Annotated in this window: 20 protein-coding genes; 17 read left to right on the forward strand and 3 right to left on the reverse strand. The window is 29.8% G+C overall.

Annotated features, from left to right (window positions below; genetic code table 11):
• Positions 1-141: 141 nt before the first annotated feature.
• Positions 142-324 (reverse strand): hypothetical protein, encoded by a 183-nt coding sequence (locus B3086_RS00735; RefSeq protein WP_150845295.1) that lies wholly within the window; start codon positions 322-324, stop codon positions 142-144.
• A 397-nt stretch (positions 325-721) separates the two neighbouring features.
• Between B3086_RS00735 and B3086_RS00740 the strand changes: the two genes are divergently transcribed.
• The 7 genes from B3086_RS00740 to nifJ all read left to right on the forward strand — a co-directional run bounded on the left by B3086_RS00740 (position 722) and on the right by nifJ (position 10,827).
• Positions 722-1,441 (forward strand): accessory gene regulator B family protein, encoded by a 720-nt coding sequence (locus B3086_RS00740; protein ID WP_346876298.1) that lies wholly within the window; start codon positions 722-724, stop codon positions 1,439-1,441.
• A gap of 41 nt (positions 1,442-1,482) precedes the next feature.
• Complete coding sequence (locus tag B3086_RS00745) at positions 1,483-2,217, forward strand: LytTR family DNA-binding domain-containing protein (protein ID WP_346879820.1); 735 nt, start codon at positions 1,483-1,485, stop codon at positions 2,215-2,217.
• The gene (locus B3086_RS00750; protein ID WP_346876299.1) at positions 2,204-3,433 is read left to right on the forward strand and encodes a sensor histidine kinase; all 1,230 of its coding nucleotides are present in this window, start codon (positions 2,204-2,206) and stop codon (positions 3,431-3,433) included. The genes B3086_RS00745 and B3086_RS00750 overlap by 14 nt, the downstream gene beginning before the upstream one ends.
• A gap of 235 nt (positions 3,434-3,668) precedes the next feature.
• Positions 3,669-4,472 carry a hypothetical protein gene (locus B3086_RS00755; protein ID WP_346848739.1) on the forward strand — a complete coding sequence of 268 codons (804 nt, stop codon included), beginning with the start codon at positions 3,669-3,671 and terminating at the stop codon, positions 4,470-4,472.
• Between the two features lie 13 nt (positions 4,473-4,485).
• On the forward strand, positions 4,486-5,619 hold the full coding sequence (locus B3086_RS00760; protein ID WP_346876300.1) for an ATP-binding protein: 1,134 nt from the start codon (positions 4,486-4,488) through the stop codon (positions 5,617-5,619).
• 6 nt (positions 5,620-5,625) lie between these two features.
• A complete protein-coding gene (locus B3086_RS00765; RefSeq protein ID WP_346879821.1) occupies positions 5,626-7,029 on the forward strand; it encodes a VWA-like domain-containing protein in 1,404 nt (467 codons plus the stop codon).
• 279 nt (positions 7,030-7,308) lie between these two features.
• Entirely contained in the window at positions 7,309-10,827 is a 3,519-nt protein-coding gene (nifJ, locus tag B3086_RS00770; protein ID WP_346892615.1) for a pyruvate:ferredoxin (flavodoxin) oxidoreductase, read from the forward strand.
• Positions 10,828-10,881: 54 nt separating this feature from the next.
• Here nifJ and B3086_RS00775 read toward each other — a convergent pair whose 3' ends face one another.
• A complete protein-coding gene (locus B3086_RS00775) occupies positions 10,882-11,013 on the reverse strand; it encodes a hypothetical protein (protein WP_346892617.1) in 132 nt (43 codons plus the stop codon).
• Positions 11,014-11,040: 27 nt separating this feature from the next.
• The gene (locus B3086_RS00780; RefSeq protein ID WP_346876303.1) at positions 11,041-11,961 is read right to left on the reverse strand and encodes a type II CAAX endopeptidase family protein; all 921 of its coding nucleotides are present in this window, start codon (positions 11,959-11,961) and stop codon (positions 11,041-11,043) included.
• Between the two features lie 238 nt (positions 11,962-12,199).
• Between B3086_RS00780 and B3086_RS00785 the strand changes: the two genes are divergently transcribed.
• From B3086_RS00785 to B3086_RS00830, 10 genes are all read left to right on the forward strand, one after another.
• Positions 12,200-12,568: an arsenate reductase family protein gene (locus B3086_RS00785; RefSeq protein ID WP_346879088.1), complete on the forward strand. Its 369-nt coding sequence runs from the start codon at positions 12,200-12,202 to the stop codon at positions 12,566-12,568.
• Complete coding sequence (gene aroB / locus B3086_RS00790; RefSeq protein WP_346879822.1) at positions 12,537-13,598, forward strand: 3-dehydroquinate synthase; 1,062 nt, start codon at positions 12,537-12,539, stop codon at positions 13,596-13,598. The genes B3086_RS00785 and aroB overlap by 32 nt, the downstream gene beginning before the upstream one ends.
• Before the next feature lie 11 nt (positions 13,599-13,609).
• A complete protein-coding gene (aroA, locus tag B3086_RS00795; RefSeq protein ID WP_346879823.1) occupies positions 13,610-14,893 on the forward strand; it encodes a 3-phosphoshikimate 1-carboxyvinyltransferase in 1,284 nt (427 codons plus the stop codon).
• Positions 14,871-15,947, forward strand: coding sequence for a chorismate synthase (gene aroC, locus B3086_RS00800; RefSeq protein ID WP_346879824.1), 1,077 nt, complete (start codon positions 14,871-14,873; stop codon positions 15,945-15,947). The genes aroA and aroC overlap by 23 nt, the downstream gene beginning before the upstream one ends.
• Before the next feature lie 35 nt (positions 15,948-15,982).
• A complete protein-coding gene (locus B3086_RS00805; protein WP_346879825.1) occupies positions 15,983-16,489 on the forward strand; it encodes a shikimate kinase in 507 nt (168 codons plus the stop codon).
• Positions 16,490-16,584: 95 nt separating this feature from the next.
• Positions 16,585-17,739: a helix-turn-helix domain-containing protein gene (locus tag B3086_RS00810; protein ID WP_346876309.1), complete on the forward strand. Its 1,155-nt coding sequence runs from the start codon at positions 16,585-16,587 to the stop codon at positions 17,737-17,739.
• 140 nt (positions 17,740-17,879) lie between these two features.
• Positions 17,880-18,371 carry a sigma-70 family RNA polymerase sigma factor gene (locus tag B3086_RS00815; RefSeq protein WP_346879826.1) on the forward strand — a complete coding sequence of 164 codons (492 nt, stop codon included), beginning with the start codon at positions 17,880-17,882 and terminating at the stop codon, positions 18,369-18,371.
• Positions 18,368-19,036 carry a zf-HC2 domain-containing protein gene (locus B3086_RS00820; RefSeq protein WP_346879827.1) on the forward strand — a complete coding sequence of 223 codons (669 nt, stop codon included), beginning with the start codon at positions 18,368-18,370 and terminating at the stop codon, positions 19,034-19,036. The genes B3086_RS00815 and B3086_RS00820 overlap by 4 nt, the downstream gene beginning before the upstream one ends.
• 261 nt (positions 19,037-19,297) lie before the next feature.
• Positions 19,298-19,561, forward strand: a complete 264-nt coding sequence (locus tag B3086_RS00825; protein WP_346879828.1) for a hypothetical protein — start codon at positions 19,298-19,300, stop codon at positions 19,559-19,561.
• A 76-nt stretch (positions 19,562-19,637) separates the two neighbouring features.
• On the forward strand, positions 19,638-19,817 hold the full coding sequence (locus tag B3086_RS00830; RefSeq protein WP_346879829.1) for a hypothetical protein: 180 nt from the start codon (positions 19,638-19,640) through the stop codon (positions 19,815-19,817).
• Positions 19,818-19,864: the final 47 nt, after the last annotated feature.

Genomic DNA, 19,864 nt, shown 5'->3' on the forward strand with positions numbered 1-19,864 from the left:
CTAAAAGATTAGAAACTTTACTGTGTTTTCTTTTTTATATAGGGGACATTGACTTTACACTTTATAGTCACAATTACAATTAAATTGGTTAATTACATATATTAAGTTAAACTATTGAATACAATCTATTATAATAATAACCTAATTATTACTATGAATTTTACGCAAGTTACATATAAGGAGTAGTAATACACAAATACCTAAAAATGCAATGGTAGTAGGGTCAGATGTCTTTATTAATCTAGGTACTGAAAATAAGAAAATCAATATAGCTATAATAGAAGCTATCAAATCTAATTTTAAATCTTTTCTGATAGATTTCATCAGAAGCACCTCACAATAAAAGATTCTAAATATAAATATAAATATAAATATAAATATAAGTTTAGTATAAAATGAATATAGAGGTGCTTTATATATATTAATGAAAGGAATTTGAGATTATTATTTCTATTAATATTTTACTGGTGTTGTAATTAAACCACCTCTATATAAGTGTGTTATTCATGTATGATTATAGCTTAAAATAATCTTGTAGTGTGGTTTTTGGAACGAAAGGTTAAATATCGAACATGTAAGTTAAGAATTAATGTAAAATAAAGTTTAAGTGTGAAAAATAAGGAATTTTAGGTATGAAATAAGTAATTTCATGAAAATTCAAAATAAAACATATAGCAATGGTGTATAATTTTGTTAAAACTTGAAATTAAGAAGGGATTTTATGATTAGTATTTTAGTAAAAAAAATTGTGAATTTTATTGCCACAGAATCTAATATAGAAGATATATATTATCTTGATAGAATTAGATATGGGGTAGAGATTTTTATAAGTGAAGGGATCAAATTCTTTATAATACTTTTAATATCTATTATGCTTAAAAGATTACCTGAATTTTTCATAATTACAGTATTAATTTTAGGGGTTAGAACTAAACTTGGAGGTGGGCATTGTAAAAGCTTTGCAAGATGCTTTATAAAGACTACAGGAATATATTTAAGTATGTATTTTTTATCTTCTATAATAATAATACCAAGATTCATAAGAGTTTTAATATTAGTATCTGTTATAGCTACAATTTTTACTGCTAAATATAGAACTAAGATTAAAGCAATAGAAGATCCTAAGGTAATTTTAAAATTAAAATTAAAGACAAGCTTCATATATTTATTTACATATACTTTAGTAAGAGTAGTAAATGATTCTGTGTACATAAATCTTGTATTATTATTTGGAACATATATGATTTATGAATATTATATGAATAACAGGGGGAAATCTGTAATGAAAAATTTAATGAAAAAATTCGACTTAAGAAAACTTATGAGTGGTGTATTAACTAATGCTAGTATAGGAGTAGGAGAAGCAGCACTGAAATCTTCTTCTATATTCTTTTGGGGAGAAGTTGAATTACCATTAGAATTAAGAGAAAAAAGAAAGTAATAATTATCTAAAATGTGCTATAATTGTTAGGGGTGATGAAGATGCAATTATTGTTAATAGAAGATGATATTATTCAAAGTGATAATTTGTCTAACCTAATTAAAGAAAGTTATAATAATGTGGAGCTCCTAACGGCACATTCATTTAAAGAGTCATTAAAAGTCATTAGTGAAAAAAATGTTGACTTATTCTTTATTGACATTAACTTACCAGATGGATCTGGGATAGATATAGCTAAAAAAATTAGAGCTATGGAAGGCTGTGAATTAAAAGGAATAGTATTTATAACAAGTCAAGGTTATCAGATGGTAGATGCATTTAAAAATATACACTGCTATGATTTCTTAATAAAGCCCTATAGTAAAAAAGATATTAAAAGAATCATAGATGTGTTTATGAAAGAAAATGTTAAAAAAAATGACAATCGAAAGTATAGTATGATAACTATAGAAAATAAAATAACCTATAAACTCTATCATGATGATATAGTTTTTGCTGAGTATATACCAAGGAAGTGCAAAATTGTAACAGTTAAGAATGGAGTAATTTATGCAAAATTATCTCTAGGGAAGCTTTTAAGTATGATTGAATCAAATAGTATAGTACAATGTCATAAATCCTTTATTGTAAACACTAAATATATAAAAAGAATAGACAAGATGTATACTAAGTTATGGAAAGTACATTTTGTTAACATCAGCGACATTATTGACTTATCTATAAGTTACTGTGAAAAAGTATTTGAAATTTTAGGGTATGAAAATGAGTATAAATAATTTTTTAGAGTTGTTTACATTAGGTATGATTTGCAATATTTTATTTGATAAAATTAATATTAAAAATGTTTTAATTTCTATTATATTAGCATATGTTTTTGGTATTGTTATAAAAATACCAGTAGTTACTATAGGAGCTTTAACTATAATATATGCATTCATAAATAAATTTTTACATAATGACACTTTTTATAAATCACTAATAAAGATAACTATATCGTTATTAGTTTTAATGATAGCAGAAAGTATTGTTGGAATTATAGTAGGTATATTAGATATTAATACAGAGAGTATAAATTTAACCTTAACATTAGTGGGTGTATTTACAATTACCTTAGGTACTATATATTACTTTACTAAATATATTAAGGTGAATATTTCAACTATACCTAAGATAAGTACTAAAATTATCATAACAGGAATAGTTAATTTATTTCTAATATTAACTATATTAATATTTATAAATGATAGTCATTTTATAGGCAGTGGATTAAGAATTGGATTATTTTCAGCATTGTTAGTATTCATTGTAATAACCATGATTTTGTGTAGGGATATATATAAAATTATGAAGGAAAATGAAATATTAGAAATTCAAAATAAATATAATTTGATTTTAAATGAGTATATTGAGAAGTTAAGGGCTAGTGAACATGAATATAAAAATCATTTAAATGTGATATACTCAACTCTTCAGGTGGGAAATTATGATGAAGTTAATAAAGTAATAAAGAAGTATATAGAAGATATAACTTATAAAGATACTTTAACAAAGCTAATGGCAATAGATAATATAATTTTAAGAGCTCTTATTTATAGTAAAATTTGTGAAGCAGAAAAAGCCGATGTAAGCATAAAGTGTAACATTAAAAATAGCTTGAATAATATAAAGATTAGTCAATCAGATATGGTAATTATATTAACTAATTTACTAAATAACGCTATAGAAGCAGCTAAGGAGAGTCCAAATAAATTAGTTGAGATATATATAGATGAAGATTATTCTACCAACGGTAGATATGTTATCACTATAAAAAACACTGTAAAAGATATGAATAAAATAAATATATCCTCAATGTTTAAAGAAGGATATTCAACTAAGGGTTCTAGTAGGGGCTATGGACTACATAATGTTCAAAAAATAGTGAGTGGTAATAAAGGCAATATTTTAATAGAAACAGACGACGATATGCTTTCTGTTGAAATACATATTTAAAAACATAGAAAATGGATATCAATTAATTTTGATATTCATTTTTTGATAATAATCATATATACCTTGAAGAAATTATAATAAAGTTATTGAAAAAAGCGCTTTTAAATATACTATAAAATGATATAATTAAATGGAGAATTATTATTACTTAATAAAGTTATTGTTTAGTGAAGGTTATGCAGTTATAAGATTTTATAAGTCTTATGTGTGCTATGAACCTAGGAGGAATATGGTTATGGATTATAATAGAGCTATAGAAATGGTAAAGAGGAATCCAATTATTATAAAAACTATAAAGAACCCAACAGAAGAAATGAAGCTTTTGGCCGTAGAGAAGGATGGAATGTCTCTACAGTACATAAAAAATCCAACAGAGGAAATGAATATAAAAGCATTGAAGAGTAATATAAATGCTATTGAATTTATAGATGAGCCTACCTTAGAAATGAAAGAGTATGCAGTAAAGGAAAGCTGGAATACTTTAAAATATATAGATGCTCCTAGTGAAGAACTAGTAAATCTAGGGATTGAACAAAAGGGATGGGCTATTCAGTATATAAAGAATCCTAGCTGTTATCTTCAGAGGTTGGCTATTGAGAAAAATTATGATTCCATTAAGTATATAGAAAATCCTTGTGAAGAGGTGCAGCTAGTGGCTGTAAATATTAGCTATGATGCCCTAAGGTATATTAACAATCCTAGTGAAAAAGCTGAGATATCTGCCATTAGAAATAATGAAGCTGCTATTAAGTTTGTTCATAATCTAGATAAAGAAAAGATGATAAAATTTTTAAAAGAAAATATACTAGTAATTAAGTATCTTATAAAAGATATTTCTATAGAAGAGCTCGAAGGAGTATTAAAAGAAAGATTATCTAGTGAAGATATAGAAGAGAGATATGTAAGAAATTTTATCAATTGTGAAAGTATAAATAAAAAGTATAATAATATTTCTATGGATAAGATTATATTTATTCATAAGTATGGAAGTAGTAGAGCAAAAAGAGTTGCTATAGATGAAAAGCTAAAGATTATGTAGGAGGATAATGCAAATGAACTTTAATGATACATTAAAAAGTGTAGAGCTTGTAATAGAAACTAATGAAGTACCTCTTATTGTAGGAGAGAGTGGAATAGGCAAGACTGCTCTTGCAAAGACTTTGGCGAGACAAAGAGAATGGAGTTTAGTTGTTATAGATGGAAACCTTTTAAAGGAGGGTGAAATAGGTGGACTCCCTACAGTGGAAGAATATACTATTAAAGATGAACATGGAAGAGTAGTAAGTAAAAAGACAACTATCTATGCTATTCATACAAAGCTTAGAGAAATAGATAATCTTATTTTAGAAGGTAAAGATGTACTTTTATTTATAGATGAAATAAATAGGTGTGAGCATAGTGTACAACAAGAGCTTATGAATTTGATATTAAATAGAGAGATAAATGGATATAAGCTTCATTATAAAGTAAAGATATTAGCTGCAATGAATCCATCCAGTAAATACGGCTCAGACTTTGATTATCAAGTAGTAGATATGGATGCTGCCCAAGAAAATCGATTTGTTTGGCTTAACATGGAAAGTGATGCAAAGGGTTGGATTAAATGGGCTTCGGAAAATAAAGTTGATAGAAAAGTAATAGAATTCATATCTACTTTTCCAGAGCATCTACACAGTATTAACGAAGATGATATAAGGGCTACCCCACGAAGCTTTGAAAGAGTGTCTAAAAGTTATAAGTTATATAAAGAAAATAAAGATAGTATACCAAGAAGAGTATTTTTAAATGTTTTAAGGGGGAATCTTGGAAGAATTATTGCAGAGCAACTTATGGATTTTATGGAGTCGGATAATACTGCTTTAATTTCTCCAGAAGAAGTATTTGAAGAAGAAGTTTTATCAGAGCAGGTTAAAATTAGGATATCCAATGAGAGCCACACTAGATTATATTTAACAGGAAGTAATATGATAAATTATATTAGCAGCAAAGTTGAAGAGCTAGAAGTAGCAGCTATAAAGAGAGTTATAGATAGATTTGTAGAGTTTCTTAGCTTTTATCCAGTAGATTTGATGATTGGAATTATGCAGGATATGAGAGAAAGTCAAAAAAAAATATATAATTTCATATTAGAAAATGAAGACTTTGTAGAGAATTACTTTGCAACTTATACTGAGATAAAAGGGTAGATAGGCATGAGTAAGAATTTTGAAGAATTAAGGGTTGAGCTTTATAATAGGGTAACTAATATAGTTAATGGTGGAGAGATGTTTAAAGCCAGAAGAGATGGCGAAAAATTTGTAGTAGATATGCCAGAAGACTTAAAGTTGGAGTTTTATAGACTAGTAGATAGAGTAAATCTAGCCATGATGGAAGATAAGGAAAATTTCTATGGATACTTTTTATTTCAGGTAAAAAGAGAAATAAGATATGATATAGCTACACCTACAGCCATAAGTTTTAAGGGAGCTAAATATATTGTTTATTTTAATCCTTTTATATTTTTACAACTTAATTTGAGTCAGATGCAAGGGACTATAAAACATGAAATACATCATATTTTAGCATTACATTTAGTAAGGGCAAAGGAATTAAGAAAAAAATACAGTACCTTAGCTGTTAATATGGCTATGGACATAGTTGCAAATCAATATGTTAATTTCTTACCTGCCTATGCAACTACCTTAGAGTGGGTAAATACAAAATATAATTTGAAGTTAGAACCATATAATTCTATGGAGTACTATGTGAGAGAAATTCAAGGAGAATTGGATTTGTTAGAAGAGGACAAAGAAGGAGAAGAGGATGATTCTAAAGGTGATACTAAGGATGAATATGATCCTAAAAAGACTCATGATACCTGGGATGAATCTGATGATATAGATGATAAAACTCTGAAGTCTTTTACGGAGAAATTTGCAGAGCTTTCTAGTAAAGGAAAGCTTCCAATAGAGATAGAAGCTATGCTAAACACTTTAAAGGGAAGTGAAAATGAAATCCCATGGAATATTTATTTAAAAAAAATAATGGGAACCTTAGAGAGTAGTAAGAAGAAAACTGTAACAAGAAGAAGTCGAAGACAACCTAATAGATTAGATTTAAAAGGGGAGTTAAGAGGTCATAGGGCTAAAATTGCTGTAGCTATAGATATAAGTGGAAGTATAAGTGATGCTGAGTTTATGCAAGCTATGAAAGAAGTACTTTCAATAGTAAAAAATTATAATAGTGAAGTTACTATAATAGAGTGTGATAGCAATATTAGAAGAACATATAGGGTTAAGTCTGTAAAGGATATAAGAGAAAGGGTTACTAAAGGGGGAGGAACACAGTTTACTCCTGTATTTGAATATATAAATAACACTGACACTAACTTACTTATATACTTTACTGATGGTAAAGGTGAAGATAACTTAAAGGTTACTCCAAAAGGTTATAGAACTTTATGGATAATATCAGGCAGAGGATATAAATTATCTTTAAAGGAGCCTTATGGAGTAGTAAAGAGGCTTAAGGCTATAGAAGAGAAGGATGAGTTTATAGATATACATGACGTAAGAAATGATGGTTGGTCCATGAATAGTGTTGAACCTACAATATAGAGTATTAAAAATTATATAGTTTTACCAATGAGGCTTTTACAAAATAGATAGCTCTGTTTTGTGAATGCCTCATTTTCTTATAGTTAAGTAATAAGTCTTTAATAAATTTTAATGCTATACATAATATCCACTTATTTAGCTCAACATATAAATGGTATAAGAGTAAAAATTAAAGATTTATAACTTAGAGCAAAGTAACAAAAGGCTATTGAGGCATTAGATATATGTCTCAATACCTTCATATCAATATATTTAAACTGTAAGAAAAGAGGTAATAACATGAGAAAAATGAAGACTATGGATGGTAATACAGCAGCAGCACATATATCCTATGCATTTACAGAAGTAGCTGCTATATTCCCAATTACACCATCTACACCTATGGCTGAGCTAGTAGATGAATGGGCCGCTAAGGGGAGAAAAAATATATTTGGTCATCCTGTTAAAGTAGTAGAGATGCAATCTGAGGCAGGGGCAGCAGGAGCATTACATGGTTCCTTACAAGCAGGAGCTCTATCATCTACATATACAGCATCACAAGGTCTATTACTTATGATACCTAACATGTATAGGATGGTAGGAGAAAGATTACCTGGAGTTATACATGTTGCAGCTAGAGCTCTTACTACGTCATCCTTAAGTATATTTGGTGACCATCAAGATGTTATGGCTACAAGACAAACAGGATTTGCAATGCTTGCAGAAGGCTCTGTTCAGGAGGTTATGGATTTAGCAGCAGTAGCACATTTAAGTGCTATAAAGGCTAGAATGCCATTTCTTAGTTTCTTTGATGGCTTTAGAATTTCCCATGAAATACAAAAGGTTGAGGTTATAGAGCAGGAGGAACTTGCAAAACTAGTAGACTATAATGCTATTGATGAGTTTAGAAAAAATGCTTTAAATCCAGATCATCCAGTTACAAGGGGAACTGCTCAAAATCCTGATTTGTATTTTCAAATGTGTGAATCACTTAATAGATACTATGAAGATATACCTACTGTAGTAGAAAATTATATGAGTGAAATAACAAAACTAACAGGAAGAGAATATCACTGTTTTGATTACTATGGAGCACCGGATGCGGATAGGATAATCATATCAATGGGTTCTGTATCTGAAGTAGTTGAGGAAACTATAGATTATCTAAGAGATAAGGGAGAAAAGGTAGGACTTGTAAAAGTAAGACTTTATAGACCTTTCTCTATAGAGAAGTTTATAAAAGCTATGCCAAGTACAGTTAAGAAGATAGCAGTACTTGATAGAACTAAGGAGCCAGGTTCTATAGGGGAACCTCTTTATCTAGATGTAGTAAGAGCACTATTTGGAAAAGCAAATGCTCCATTAGTAGTAGGTGGAAGATTTGGACTTGGTTCAAAGGATCCGATTCCAGCTCATATAGCTGCCGTATTTGAAAATCTTAAAGAAGATAAACCTAAGGATAGATTTACCATAGGAATAATTGATGATGTTACAAACTCATCACTAATGCCAAAGGAGGATATAGATGCTACGCCAGAAGGCACAACCTCGTGTAAGTTCTGGGGATTAGGTTCTGACGGTACCGTTGGAGCTAATAAGAGTGCTATAAAGATTATTGGAGATCATACAGATATGTATGCTCAAGGATATTTCTCTTATGATTCTAAGAAATCAGGTGGAATAACTGTTTCTCACTTAAGATTTGGTAATAAACCAATTAAATCTCACTATACCATTGACAAGGCAGATTTTGTTGCTTGCCATAACCAATCCTACGTATATAGCTATAACTTATTACAAGGATTAAAGAAGGGTGGAAAATTCCTTTTAAATACTCAATGGACAGAAAAAGATTTGGAAGATAGATTACCAGCTGACTTAAAAAGATATATATCAGAAAATAATATAGAGCTCTACATCATAAATGCAGTTAAAATAGCCCAAGAAATTGGGTTAGGTGGAAGAATAAATATGATAATGCAAGCTGCCTTCTTTAAGATAGCAGATATCATACCTATTGAAGATGCAGTAAAATATTTAAAAGAAGCAGTTATAACTTCCTATGGTAAGAAGGGTGAAAAAGTTGTAAATATGAACCATGCTGCCATTGATTCAGGAATAAATTCTATAGCTAAAATAGAAGTTTCAAGTAAATGGAAGGATGCTAAGGATGATAAGTTAGATATAATGAAGGATTATCCTGCATTTATTAAGGATATTGTAGAACCAATGAATAGGATGGAAGGAGATGATATTCCAGTTTCTACATTGGTTAGAGAGGGAGTAGATGATGGTACCTTCATGGCAGGTACTACTGCCTTTGAGAAGAGAGGAATAGCAGTAAATGTACCACAGTGGATTTCAGAGAACTGTATTCAATGTAACCAATGTTCATATGTATGTCCACATGCCACTATTAGAGCCTTTCTATTAGATGAAAAAGAAAAAGAAAATGCTCCAAAGGATATGAAGTTGCTAGAAGCCAAGGGTCTTAAAACAGAAGCTCCAATGTTTTTCCATATAGGAGTTACGCCTTTAGATTGCACTGGATGTGGAAACTGTGCAGAGGTTTGTCCAGCTAAAGAAAAAGCCTTAGTTATGAAACCACAGGATAGCCAACATGATCAAATAGAAGTCTGGAATTATGTTGTAGAAAAAGTTGCAAACAAGAAGAATCCATTGAACAAAAATACTGTGAAGGGTAGTCAATTTGAGCAACCTCTCCTTGAATTCTCAGGTGCATGTGCAGGATGTGGAGAAACTCCATATGCTAAACTTGTAACTCAATTATTTGGAGATAGAATGATGGTAGCTAATGCTACTGGTTGTTCATCAATTTGGGCAGCTGGAGGACCTTCAACAGCCTATAGACCTAATAAAGAAGGCTATGGACCAGCATGGGCTAACTCACTCTTTGAAGATAATGCTGAGTATGGTTTTGGAATGTTTATGGCTGTTAAAACCATAAGAGAAAGAATTGCACAGAATATAAGAGAAGCTCTAAGTGGCAATATCTCAGAGGTAGCTAAGCCTGTGTTACAGGATTGGTTAGATAACATAGATAAGAGTGAAGGTACAAGAGATAGAGCAACTAAGTTAACCCAAGTTCTTCAGAAAGAAAATAGTGAAATAGCTAAGAAGATACTAGAAGATAAAGAATTCTTTGTTAAGAGATCTCAATGGCTATTTGGAGGAGATGGATGGGCTTATGATATAGGATATGGTGGCCTTGACCATGTATTGGCATCAGGAGAAAATGTAAATGTATTAGTCTTTGATACAGAAGTTTATTCTAATACAGGAGGTCAATCATCAAAATCAACTCCAACGGCTGCGGTAGCTAAGTTTGCAGCATCAGGAAAACGAACTAAGAAGAAGGATTTAGGAATGATGGCTATGAGCTATGGTTATGTATATGTAGCTCAAGTATCCATGGGAGCAGATAAAAATCAGACTATAAAAGCTATTTCAGAAGCTGAAGCTTATGATGGACCATCATTAATAATAGCTTACTCTACATGTATTAATCATGGTATTAAAGCTGGAATGTCTTATTCACAAGAAGAACAGAAGAGAGCAGTAGAGTGTGGATATTGGACTTTATATAGATATAATCCAGATTTAAAAGGAACTAAGAATCCATTCTCCTTAGATTCAAAAGCACCAAATGGAAGCTTTAAAGACTACTTATTAGGTGAGGTTAGATATGCATCTTTAGCCAAGGTATTTCCAGAAGTAGCAGAGGAATTATTTGCAAAGACAGAAGCAGATGCTATGGAAAGATATAATAACTATAAGAAGTTATCAACTCAAGAATAAAAAATTAGAAGACCATTTCATAGTTATGATATGGTCTTCTATAATTTAGATACATTATGAGTTTTTATTAATATAAATTTTTAAAGCTTTAATGATAAGTACCAGTGCATAAATACCTAAACCCCAAAACAATAAAATTATGGGTAAAATAATTAGCATAGGAATAAAAGCAAATAAAGTCTCCATAAAAGCCTCCTTATAATATAATATAATTTAATATGATTCACTTGGTGATGTAGAAATAGATTTTTTGGGAATAAATACCACAAGCAATGTAGATATAATTAATACAATTGTACAAGCAAGACCACCCTCAGCTCCGAAGTTACCACCAGATAGTAAAGAGTCACTAAAACTATTAACTTTCAAAATAGAAGGTCCTATGTTCATTCCACTAACAAGAATTCCATATATATTACCTTGAGCAAAGTTCCACATGGTATGAATTGCACATACTCCAATAATATTATCTGTACGATAGGCATAAACGGAAAAGAATATACCAACTAAAATAATATTAATCATTGGTAGTATAGAAAATCCTGAATTAAAAATGTGGAGAAACCCAAATAAACAGGAGTTCAAAATAATACCGAGAATAATTCCATTTTTAGCAGCAATTGAAGTTAATAAAAAGCCTCTACATAGAAATTCTTCACTGGCACCTTGTATCATAAAACCAATAAAGAAAATAATAATTAGAGGAAGAGAAGACAGAGTAACCTTAACAAAGGATAAGTGTCCAGAAATCATTAGAATCAATACAACAGCACTAAACATAACAAGCCCTACTATTAATCCAATGACATATTCTTTAAAAGCACCTTTTTTTATTAACCCCATGGAGCGAAGATTTCTTTTTTCACTAAACTTGCAATATAAAATACAGAGTATAATTAAAAATCCAGTACCAAATAAATTTATAAGAGTTAAAGTTTCATTATCTATGGTCATAGATAATCCATTGGATTTAATCACACTTATAAAACCTATTATTGCCATAGGAATCACAAGTATAAATTGACTTACTAAAATAAGAACTAAGGATATAAGTAAGTTGAGAAATGGATTGTGTTTCAGTTTAGCTTTTTTTGCTTCCTCAATCATAACGGAATGTGTGTTAAAAAATTTCATAAGAATCCCCCAATTAAAATTATAAAATATACACAGTAATGTATATGTAACATTATATTATATTTTACACTATATATATTAATTCACAATATATATAATATAAAAGGAGTAATTTAATACATAGGTTTCTATTAATGAATTCATATGTGAAAATATAATTCATTAATGTATAATAATTAGTAATAAATATTTTATAATAACAGTAAGTAACTATTTAAAATAAAAGGAGAGAACATATATGAGCATATTATTTATTCAGTATCCAAAGTGTACTACATGCATTAAGGCAAAAAAATTTCTTGTTGAAAATAACATAGAATTTCAGGATAGACATATAGTGGAGAATAACCCAACGAAGGAAGAGTTAGCTTTATGGCTTGACAAAAGTGGACTTGAGATTAAGAAATTCTTCAATACCTCAGGAAAGCTTTATAAGGAAATGAATTTAAAGGATAAGATTAAAGACATGTCAAAGGATGAAGCCATAGAACTTCTTTCTACTAATGGAATGTTAGTAAAGAGACCTATACTTATAGATGGAGATAAAGTATTAGTGGGATTTAAGGAAGATAATTATGAGAAATTTACAAATAAACCTTCTCAATAATCAATATGAAATTCTCATTAAATCAGGAATTATAAACAGTATAGGTGAAGAGATTTCAAAGATATATGAAGGAAATAAAATAGCTTTAATTACTGATGAAAATGTAGATAAATTTTATGGAGATATAGTTAAAAAGTCTTTAGAGGATAATGATTTTAAAGTTTTAAAGGTGGTTTTGAAACCTGGTGAAAGGAGTAAATCAATAGAATCTTTAATGAAGCTATATAATGAACTTTTAGATTTTAAGCTAAATAGGGGAAATTTAATTATAGCTTTAGGGGGAGGAGTCATTGGAGATTTAGCAGGCTTTTGCGCAGCTACTCTTTTAAGGGGAATTCCATTTGTTCAAGTTCCAACATCACTACTTGCCCAAATCGATTCATCTATAGGAGGTAAGGTTGCTATAGATTTACCTAGGGGAAAAAACTTAATAGGTAATTTTTATCATCCTAGGGCAGTATATATTGATCCTCAGGTGCTTAAAACCTTAGAAAAGAGATATGTAAATGATGGATTAGGTGAAGCTATAAAATATGGATTAATAAAGGAGAATGAGCTCTTTGAAAAGTTTGAAAGTATAGAAAGCTATGAAGCTTTATTTGAATATATAGAAGATATAATATATAAATGCTGTAGTATAAAAAAACAGGTAGTAGAGCAGGATGAAAAGGACAAAGGAGAGAGAATGATTTTAAATTTTGGTCACACCATAGGCCATGCTATAGAAAAGCTTGAAAATTATAAGGGTGTTTCTCATGGAGAAGCTGTAGCTATAGGGATGTACTCTATAGCCCTTAGATGTGAGGAGTTAAATATATGTAAGGATGGAGTTGCTAACAGAATAAAAAGTCTACTAGATAAATTTAACTTGCCCTATGATTTCCAAGTAAAGACCAGGGAAGATATTATTGATGCTATTTCAGTAGATAAAAAGACAATAGGAGATTTTATAAACCTTATTCTTATTGAAGACATAGGTAAGGTTTTTCTTCATAAGGTTACTCATGAAGAATTAGAAAAATTTATTTAGGAGGAAAAGCTATGGATAAAATTATAATAAAACCCAAGTTACTTAAAGGGAATATAGTTGTTCCTTCTTCTAAAAGTTTAGGGCATAGGGGGATAATTGCAGCTGCTCTAAGTAGAGGGATATCTAGGGTGGATAATATACAACTTTCTAAGGATATTGAAGCTACTATGGAGATAATGAAGGAGCTTGGAGCAGTTGTTAATATTGAAGATCAAAACTTATATATTGATGGAAGAAAGATGTTTTCCTATGAAAAGAAACTAGATTTAAGATGCAGAGAATCTGGCTCAACTCTAAGATTTCTAATTCCACTAGCTTTAACCAAAGATGGTGACTATATATTTCATGGAGAAGGAAAGTTAATTTCAAGACCACTAGAACCATATTATGAAATCTTTGAAGAAAAGGGTATAAAATATTCAAGGGAAGAGGACGGTTTACCTTTGAAGGTAAGCGGAAAACTTACTAGTGGTACATATAGAGTAAGGGGAGATATAAGCTCACAATTTATAACAGGGCTACTGTTTTCTCTTCCCATTTTAGAGGGTAATTCTAGAATTCAGATAACTACAAAACTAGAATCTAAGGGATATATAGATCTTACTTTAGATATTTTAAAGGATTTTGGCATAGAGATAGAAAATAATAATTATGAAGAGTTTAATATTAGAGGAGCGCAAAAATATAATAGTAGAAACTATTATGTAGAGGGAGATTATTCTCAGGGAGCCTTCTTTTTAATAGCAGGGGCATTAGGTTCTTCTATAGTATGTTCTGGTCTAAATAAGGATTCTCTTCAAGGAGATAAGGTCATATTAGATATTTTAGAAGCTATGGGATGTAATATGGAAGAAAGTGAAGAAGGTATAAAAGTAAACCCTTCTAAGACTAAGGGCATAGAAATAGATGCCTCTAATTGTCCCGATTTAGTTCCAGTTCTTACGGTACTTGCTAGCCTTTCAGAGGGTGAAACTAAAATAGTAAATGTTAAAAGACTAAGAATTAAAGAGTGTGATAGACTATATGCTATAACTAAAGAGTTAAATAAACTAGGAGCAAATATAATAGAGTTAGAAGATTCTTTAATAATATCAGGTGTTAATGAATTAAAGGGTGGAGAAGTTGATTCTCACAATGATCATAGAATAGTAATGGCCTTGGCCATAGCAGCCACAAGAGCTAAGGGTGATGTAATCATAAATAATCCTAGTGCCGTAGAGAAGTCTTATCCTAATTTCTTTAAGGATTATTTTAAATTAGGGGGTGAAGGTAATGAGTTCAATTATAGGGAATAAAATAAAAGTATCAGTTTTTGGAGAATCCCATGGTGATGCCATAGGAGTTATAATTGATGGATTACCAGCAGGGCATAGGATAAATTTTGATTTTGTTAATGAAGAAATGAGAAGACGAGCACCAGGTCAAGATTCATTGTCTACTTCTAGAGTAGAAAAAGACATACCTAAGGTTTTAAGTGGAATTTTTGAAGAAAGAACTACAGGGGCACCACTATCAGCCATAATTGAAAATAATAATACTAAATCTAGGGATTATTCAGAGCTTAAGGTAAAGCTAAGGCCAGGCCACTGTGATTACCCAGCTATGATTAAATATGAAGGATATAATGACTATAGAGGTGGTGGACATTTTTCTGGTAGGCTCACAGCTCTTTTAGTCTTTGCAGGAGCAATATGTAAGGATATTTTAAAGGAATATGATGTGTATATAGGTGCACATATAAAGTCTATTGGAAAGATAAAAGATCATGGCTTTGACAAAGTAAATATAAGAAAAGAATTATTACAAGAATTGAGGAAGGATAGATTTCCTACATTAAATAAGATTATTTCCGAAGAAATGAAAAAAGAAATTTTAGCGGTTAAAGCTTTAGGAGATTCTATTGGCGGTGTTATAGAAGGAGCTGTTATTAACCTACCAGTAGGACTTGGAAGTCCAATGTTTCACTCAGTAGAAAGTGTATTATCCCATATGCTTTTTTCTATTCCAGCAGTTAAGGGAGTAGAGTTTGGAGAAGGATTTAACATCTCAACACTAAGAGGTAGTGAGGCAAATGACCAGTACTATATTGAAGGTGAGGACATAAAAACCTATTCTAATAATAATGGGGGGATTCTAGGTGGAATTACTAGTGGAATGCCAGTTACATTTTCAGTAGCATTTAAACCAACGCCATCTATAGCTTTACCACAGAAAACTGTAAATATGGATACGAAAACTGATGATATTTTAGAAATTAAGGGAAGACATGATCCTTGTATAGTACAAAGAGCAGTGCCAGTGGTGGAGTGTGTCACTGCCATTGCTATTTTAGATATGATGCTTCAGTAGAATAATATATAGGTATTCTAGAAGGGAGAAGAGTTTTGAATAATATCATATTAATAGGTCTTTCAGGATGTGGAAAAACATGTCTAGGTAATATAATTAGTAACGATGAAGAAATAAATTTTATTGACTTAGATGAATATATAGAAGAAAAAAACAATATGACCATAAAGGAAATGTTTAACATTAGTGAAGAATACTTTAGAGATAGGGAAACAGAAGCAGTTAAACAGGTTTCTAAACTAGAAAATACTCTTATAGCTACAGGGGGTGGCGTTATAAAGAGAAAAGATAACATGGATGCTTTAGGGAAAAGTGGATGTATAATATTTATAGACAGAAAACCAGAAAAAATAATAGAAACTTTAGATATATCAAATAGACCTCTTTTAAAAGAAGGAAAAGAAAAGATATATGACTTACATAAAGAAAGGTATAAGCTCTATAAAAAATATGCTCATATTACTATAGATAATAATGATAGTAAGGAGAAGGCTATTAATATTATAAAGGATATAATTAAAATTAAGCTCCATAAGCGTTAGTATTAATAGATATATTCCTTAAATCTTATCTGTTTATAAAGTCATATATGGATCCTTTTTAATATTATATTAATATAGAGAATTGAGGTGAGATCATGGATATTAAGAAAATACTGTCTATCATAAAACGGCAAGAAGGATTAAAGTTAGATTTTAAACAAAAGCTTTCCTTAGATTTTGAAAGTGGTAAAAAGGAACTAGCTAAGGATGTTTGTGCCATTGCTAATTCAAAGGGTGGAAGAGGATATATAGTTGTAGGTATTGAGGATAAAACAAAAGAGTTAATAGGCTTAGATGAAAGTGAAGTTTTCACAGAAGAACAAGTACAACAAATAATATCTTCTAGATGTGAGCCACCAATCCCAATCTCTGTAGATGAGTATAATATAAGTAAAAAAAGGATTTGTATAATTACAATATATGATGGAGAACAAAAGCCATATCAACTTAAGGAGAATGGAGCATTTTATATCAGAAGAGGCTCTACCACTGATACTATGAGAAAACAGGAACTAGTAGAAGCCTTTGAGGAGAATTTAGACTTTTTTATTGAAACTTCTCAAGTGGTGAGAAGTGATATAAATCTTATAAATATGGAAATAGTAAAAAACTATTTTCATAAAAAAGGTATAGTTATTAATAGCTCTAATGAAAAATTTCTTATGAGAAGTGCAGGAATATCATATACAGATAAGGATACTGGAGAAGAGAAATGTACCTTGGGTGGTCTTTTAGTATTTTCTGATAACAATAGCCTTTGCATACCTCAAAACATGATTAGAATAACTAATAATTTAGGTAAGGGAAAAGACCGAGTAAATGTTGTACAAGGTAATCTCTTATCTATGATAGATAAAAGCGAAGATATATTAAGAAAAATATTACCTAAGAATTATCCTATAGGAGCTATAGTTGAGGCAATAAACAATGCAGTGCTTTATAGGGAGTATTCTTCCATAGATAGAGTTATAGAAGTGGTGATATCTAGAAATAGTACAATAGTTAATAGCCCAGGACAAATGATACAGAACAATTCCACAGGAAAAAGAATTAACTATAATAGAAGAAATATGTGGCTTTATGAAAAACTAGTAACACTAGATGAAAATAAAAGATTTTTAAACAATGAAGGTGGATTTGGAAGGATAAAAAAGCCTTTCAAAAAAAATGTGACCTTTATAAACTCTAGAGCAGAAGACTGTTTTAAGGTAATCTTACCAGGAACAAAACTCTATGAAGGTAAAAAGTAGTGATATTAAGGTTAATTAGCAGTAAGTTTATAATCCTTATAAGTAAAAGATTAGACGATAAAGTAGGAACTAGAATTTATCGTCTAATTTTTTTGTAACGAAATTAATATTTTACGGACTTACTAATAGGAGGTGAAAATGTGGAGGATATAGAAGTGTACTATAAAAGCCATGGGAAAAAGGTGTATTACTATTTATTATCTATGATACATGATGATAATTTAGCAGAAGAGCTAACACAGGAAACTTTTTATCAGGCTATGAAAACTATTAATAAATATCGTGGGGATTGTAAGCCTTCTGTATGGCTTTGTCAGATTGCTAAACATGTTTGGTACAAACACCTTGAAAAGAATAAGAAATGTGAAACTATTTCAATGGAAGAAATAAAAATAGATATAATGGATTCTTATGATCTAAATTATGAGGTTATGAATAAATTTGATAAGTTAGCCTTTTATAAGAAATTGCGGGAATTAGATGATAATATGAAAGAGGTTATTTATTTACGAATTTCTAGTGATCTATCTTTTGCAGAAATAGGTGAAATAATAGGGAAATCAGAGAACTATGCAAGGGTAATGTTCTATAGGGGGAAAAAGAAGTTAATGGAAGGAGAGCTAACAAAATGAAATTAGATTGCTATATAGTAAAAGATTTATTGCCAAGTTATGTTGATGATTTGACAAGTGATGAAACATGTAAAGATATAGAAGAGCATCTAAAAGAGTGTAAAGATTGTAATAAAGAATTTCAGCAAATGATAAAACCTATGTCTGTTACAGATAAAGAGAAGCAAAACAATACCAAGGAAGTACATTATTTTAAAAAATGTAAGAAAAAATATTCAACCATGGTTAAGTTATTGATTGCAATAGCAGTTATATGTGCATTGCTATTTGCAGGATTAGTTATAATACTAACCTCGGCATATCATCAGCAGTATAATAATAAAGCAGTAAGCAATAATCTATGTATAAGTATAGAAGAGAATGAAAGTATCGATTTTATTGGGGAGTATGATGATTATAAGATATATACCTATAAATTAGAAGAAGCATACTTTATTGATTTTTTTGCAAATCGAATAGAAATAAAAGATGCATTTCAAAAGGGTAAAACATCATTAAAAGATATGACTAAACATTTAGAACTAGTAAATGAAGAAAATGGTAATAAGATATACGAATTTGAAAACTATCAAATTATTTTTAGGAAGGACATATGTGTAATAGCTCCATTATCTATAAAGGGAGAAGTTATAATTCAAGCTGTTGAAGACTACGTAGCAGAATAAGATTATTTGTTCACCAATTTTGTTATTTAATTGGAATTTCATGCACAGAATATACCATTTTGTGCATTTTTCTATAAAATAAACTGATTATAGGTTACAATGTGGATATAAAAATCAATACCCTTTAAGTGGAGATAGATTTAGTAGTTTAGCTAGATATGTCAGAGGTCAAGGATTGTTTAATTTGAAACTTACAAGAAATCCGTTTTCTCTGCTTTATGTTTTATAATGATTAAAATTATGTATAAAGGAGTTATAAGCATGGATTTAGTAATAATCATGTTAATCCCATATATTATTGTATTATTATCACAAATTTTCTATAAAAAAAAGCATTTAAAAAATGGTAAGAAAACAGATAGTACAGAGCATTTAGTTGTAGTAGTATTTGGAAATAGTGTGTTGGCTTATATATGTTCAAATTCTGCATTTACAGATACTATGCGTACTACAATAATAGGGCTTTTCACAGTTTTGTATATAATATTTTGGGTTATTTGTTTAGGTATAGATAATAAAAAATAAGATGAAGAAAACAAAATTTAACATTAGGAAAAACTTAATTTTAGTAGTTTAGCCATTGAAAGGAGGAAAAAAGATAATGAAAAAAGTAATGTGGTTAGGTCTTTCTATAGAAATAACAGTATTGATAATAATGTTATTATTTGTTGTATTCAAGAAGCCAGTACCAGGAGTACTCGTTGGTATTTTTGTAGTTGGAATGTTAACAAGTATAATATCTTCATTTTTCGTACAACGAGAGAAGATTAAAGAAAATTAAACTATTTAAATATACGAAATTTTATATAGGAAACTAGTCATATTTTA

This window comes from Clostridium sp. UBA871 (assembly GCF_002295255.1).
Classification (GTDB): domain Bacteria; phylum Bacillota; class Clostridia; order Clostridiales; family Clostridiaceae; genus Clostridium_J; species Clostridium_J sulfidigenes.

Coding starts and splice junctions, on each gene's coding strand:
- B3086_RS00735 (WP_150845295.1), bottom strand. CDS start 324: ATGAAATCTATCAGAAAAGATTTAAAATTAGATTTGATAGCTTCTATT.
- B3086_RS00740 (WP_346876298.1), top strand. CDS start 722: ATGATTAGTATTTTAGTAAAAAAAATTGTGAATTTTATTGCCACAGAA.
- B3086_RS00745 (WP_346879820.1), top strand. CDS start 1,483: ATGCAATTATTGTTAATAGAAGATGATATTATTCAAAGTGATAATTTG.
- B3086_RS00750 (WP_346876299.1), top strand. CDS start 2,204: ATGAGTATAAATAATTTTTTAGAGTTGTTTACATTAGGTATGATTTGC.
- B3086_RS00755 (WP_346848739.1), top strand. CDS start 3,669: ATGGATTATAATAGAGCTATAGAAATGGTAAAGAGGAATCCAATTATT.
- B3086_RS00760 (WP_346876300.1), top strand. CDS start 4,486: ATGAACTTTAATGATACATTAAAAAGTGTAGAGCTTGTAATAGAAACT.
- B3086_RS00765 (WP_346879821.1), top strand. CDS start 5,626: ATGAGTAAGAATTTTGAAGAATTAAGGGTTGAGCTTTATAATAGGGTA.
- nifJ (WP_346892615.1), top strand. CDS start 7,309: ATGAGAAAAATGAAGACTATGGATGGTAATACAGCAGCAGCACATATA.
- B3086_RS00775 (WP_346892617.1), bottom strand. CDS start 11,013: ATGGAGACTTTATTTGCTTTTATTCCTATGCTAATTATTTTACCCATA.
- B3086_RS00780 (WP_346876303.1), bottom strand. CDS start 11,961: ATGAAATTTTTTAACACACATTCCGTTATGATTGAGGAAGCAAAAAAA.
- B3086_RS00785 (WP_346879088.1), top strand. CDS start 12,200: ATGAGCATATTATTTATTCAGTATCCAAAGTGTACTACATGCATTAAG.
- aroB (WP_346879822.1), top strand. CDS start 12,537: ATGAGAAATTTACAAATAAACCTTCTCAATAATCAATATGAAATTCTC.
- aroA (WP_346879823.1), top strand. CDS start 13,610: ATGGATAAAATTATAATAAAACCCAAGTTACTTAAAGGGAATATAGTT.
- aroC (WP_346879824.1), top strand. CDS start 14,871: ATGAGTTCAATTATAGGGAATAAAATAAAAGTATCAGTTTTTGGAGAA.
- B3086_RS00810 (WP_346876309.1), top strand. CDS start 16,585: ATGGATATTAAGAAAATACTGTCTATCATAAAACGGCAAGAAGGATTA.
- B3086_RS00820 (WP_346879827.1), top strand. CDS start 18,368: ATGAAATTAGATTGCTATATAGTAAAAGATTTATTGCCAAGTTATGTT.
- B3086_RS00825 (WP_346879828.1), top strand. CDS start 19,298: ATGGATTTAGTAATAATCATGTTAATCCCATATATTATTGTATTATTA.
- B3086_RS00830 (WP_346879829.1), top strand. CDS start 19,638: ATGAAAAAAGTAATGTGGTTAGGTCTTTCTATAGAAATAACAGTATTG.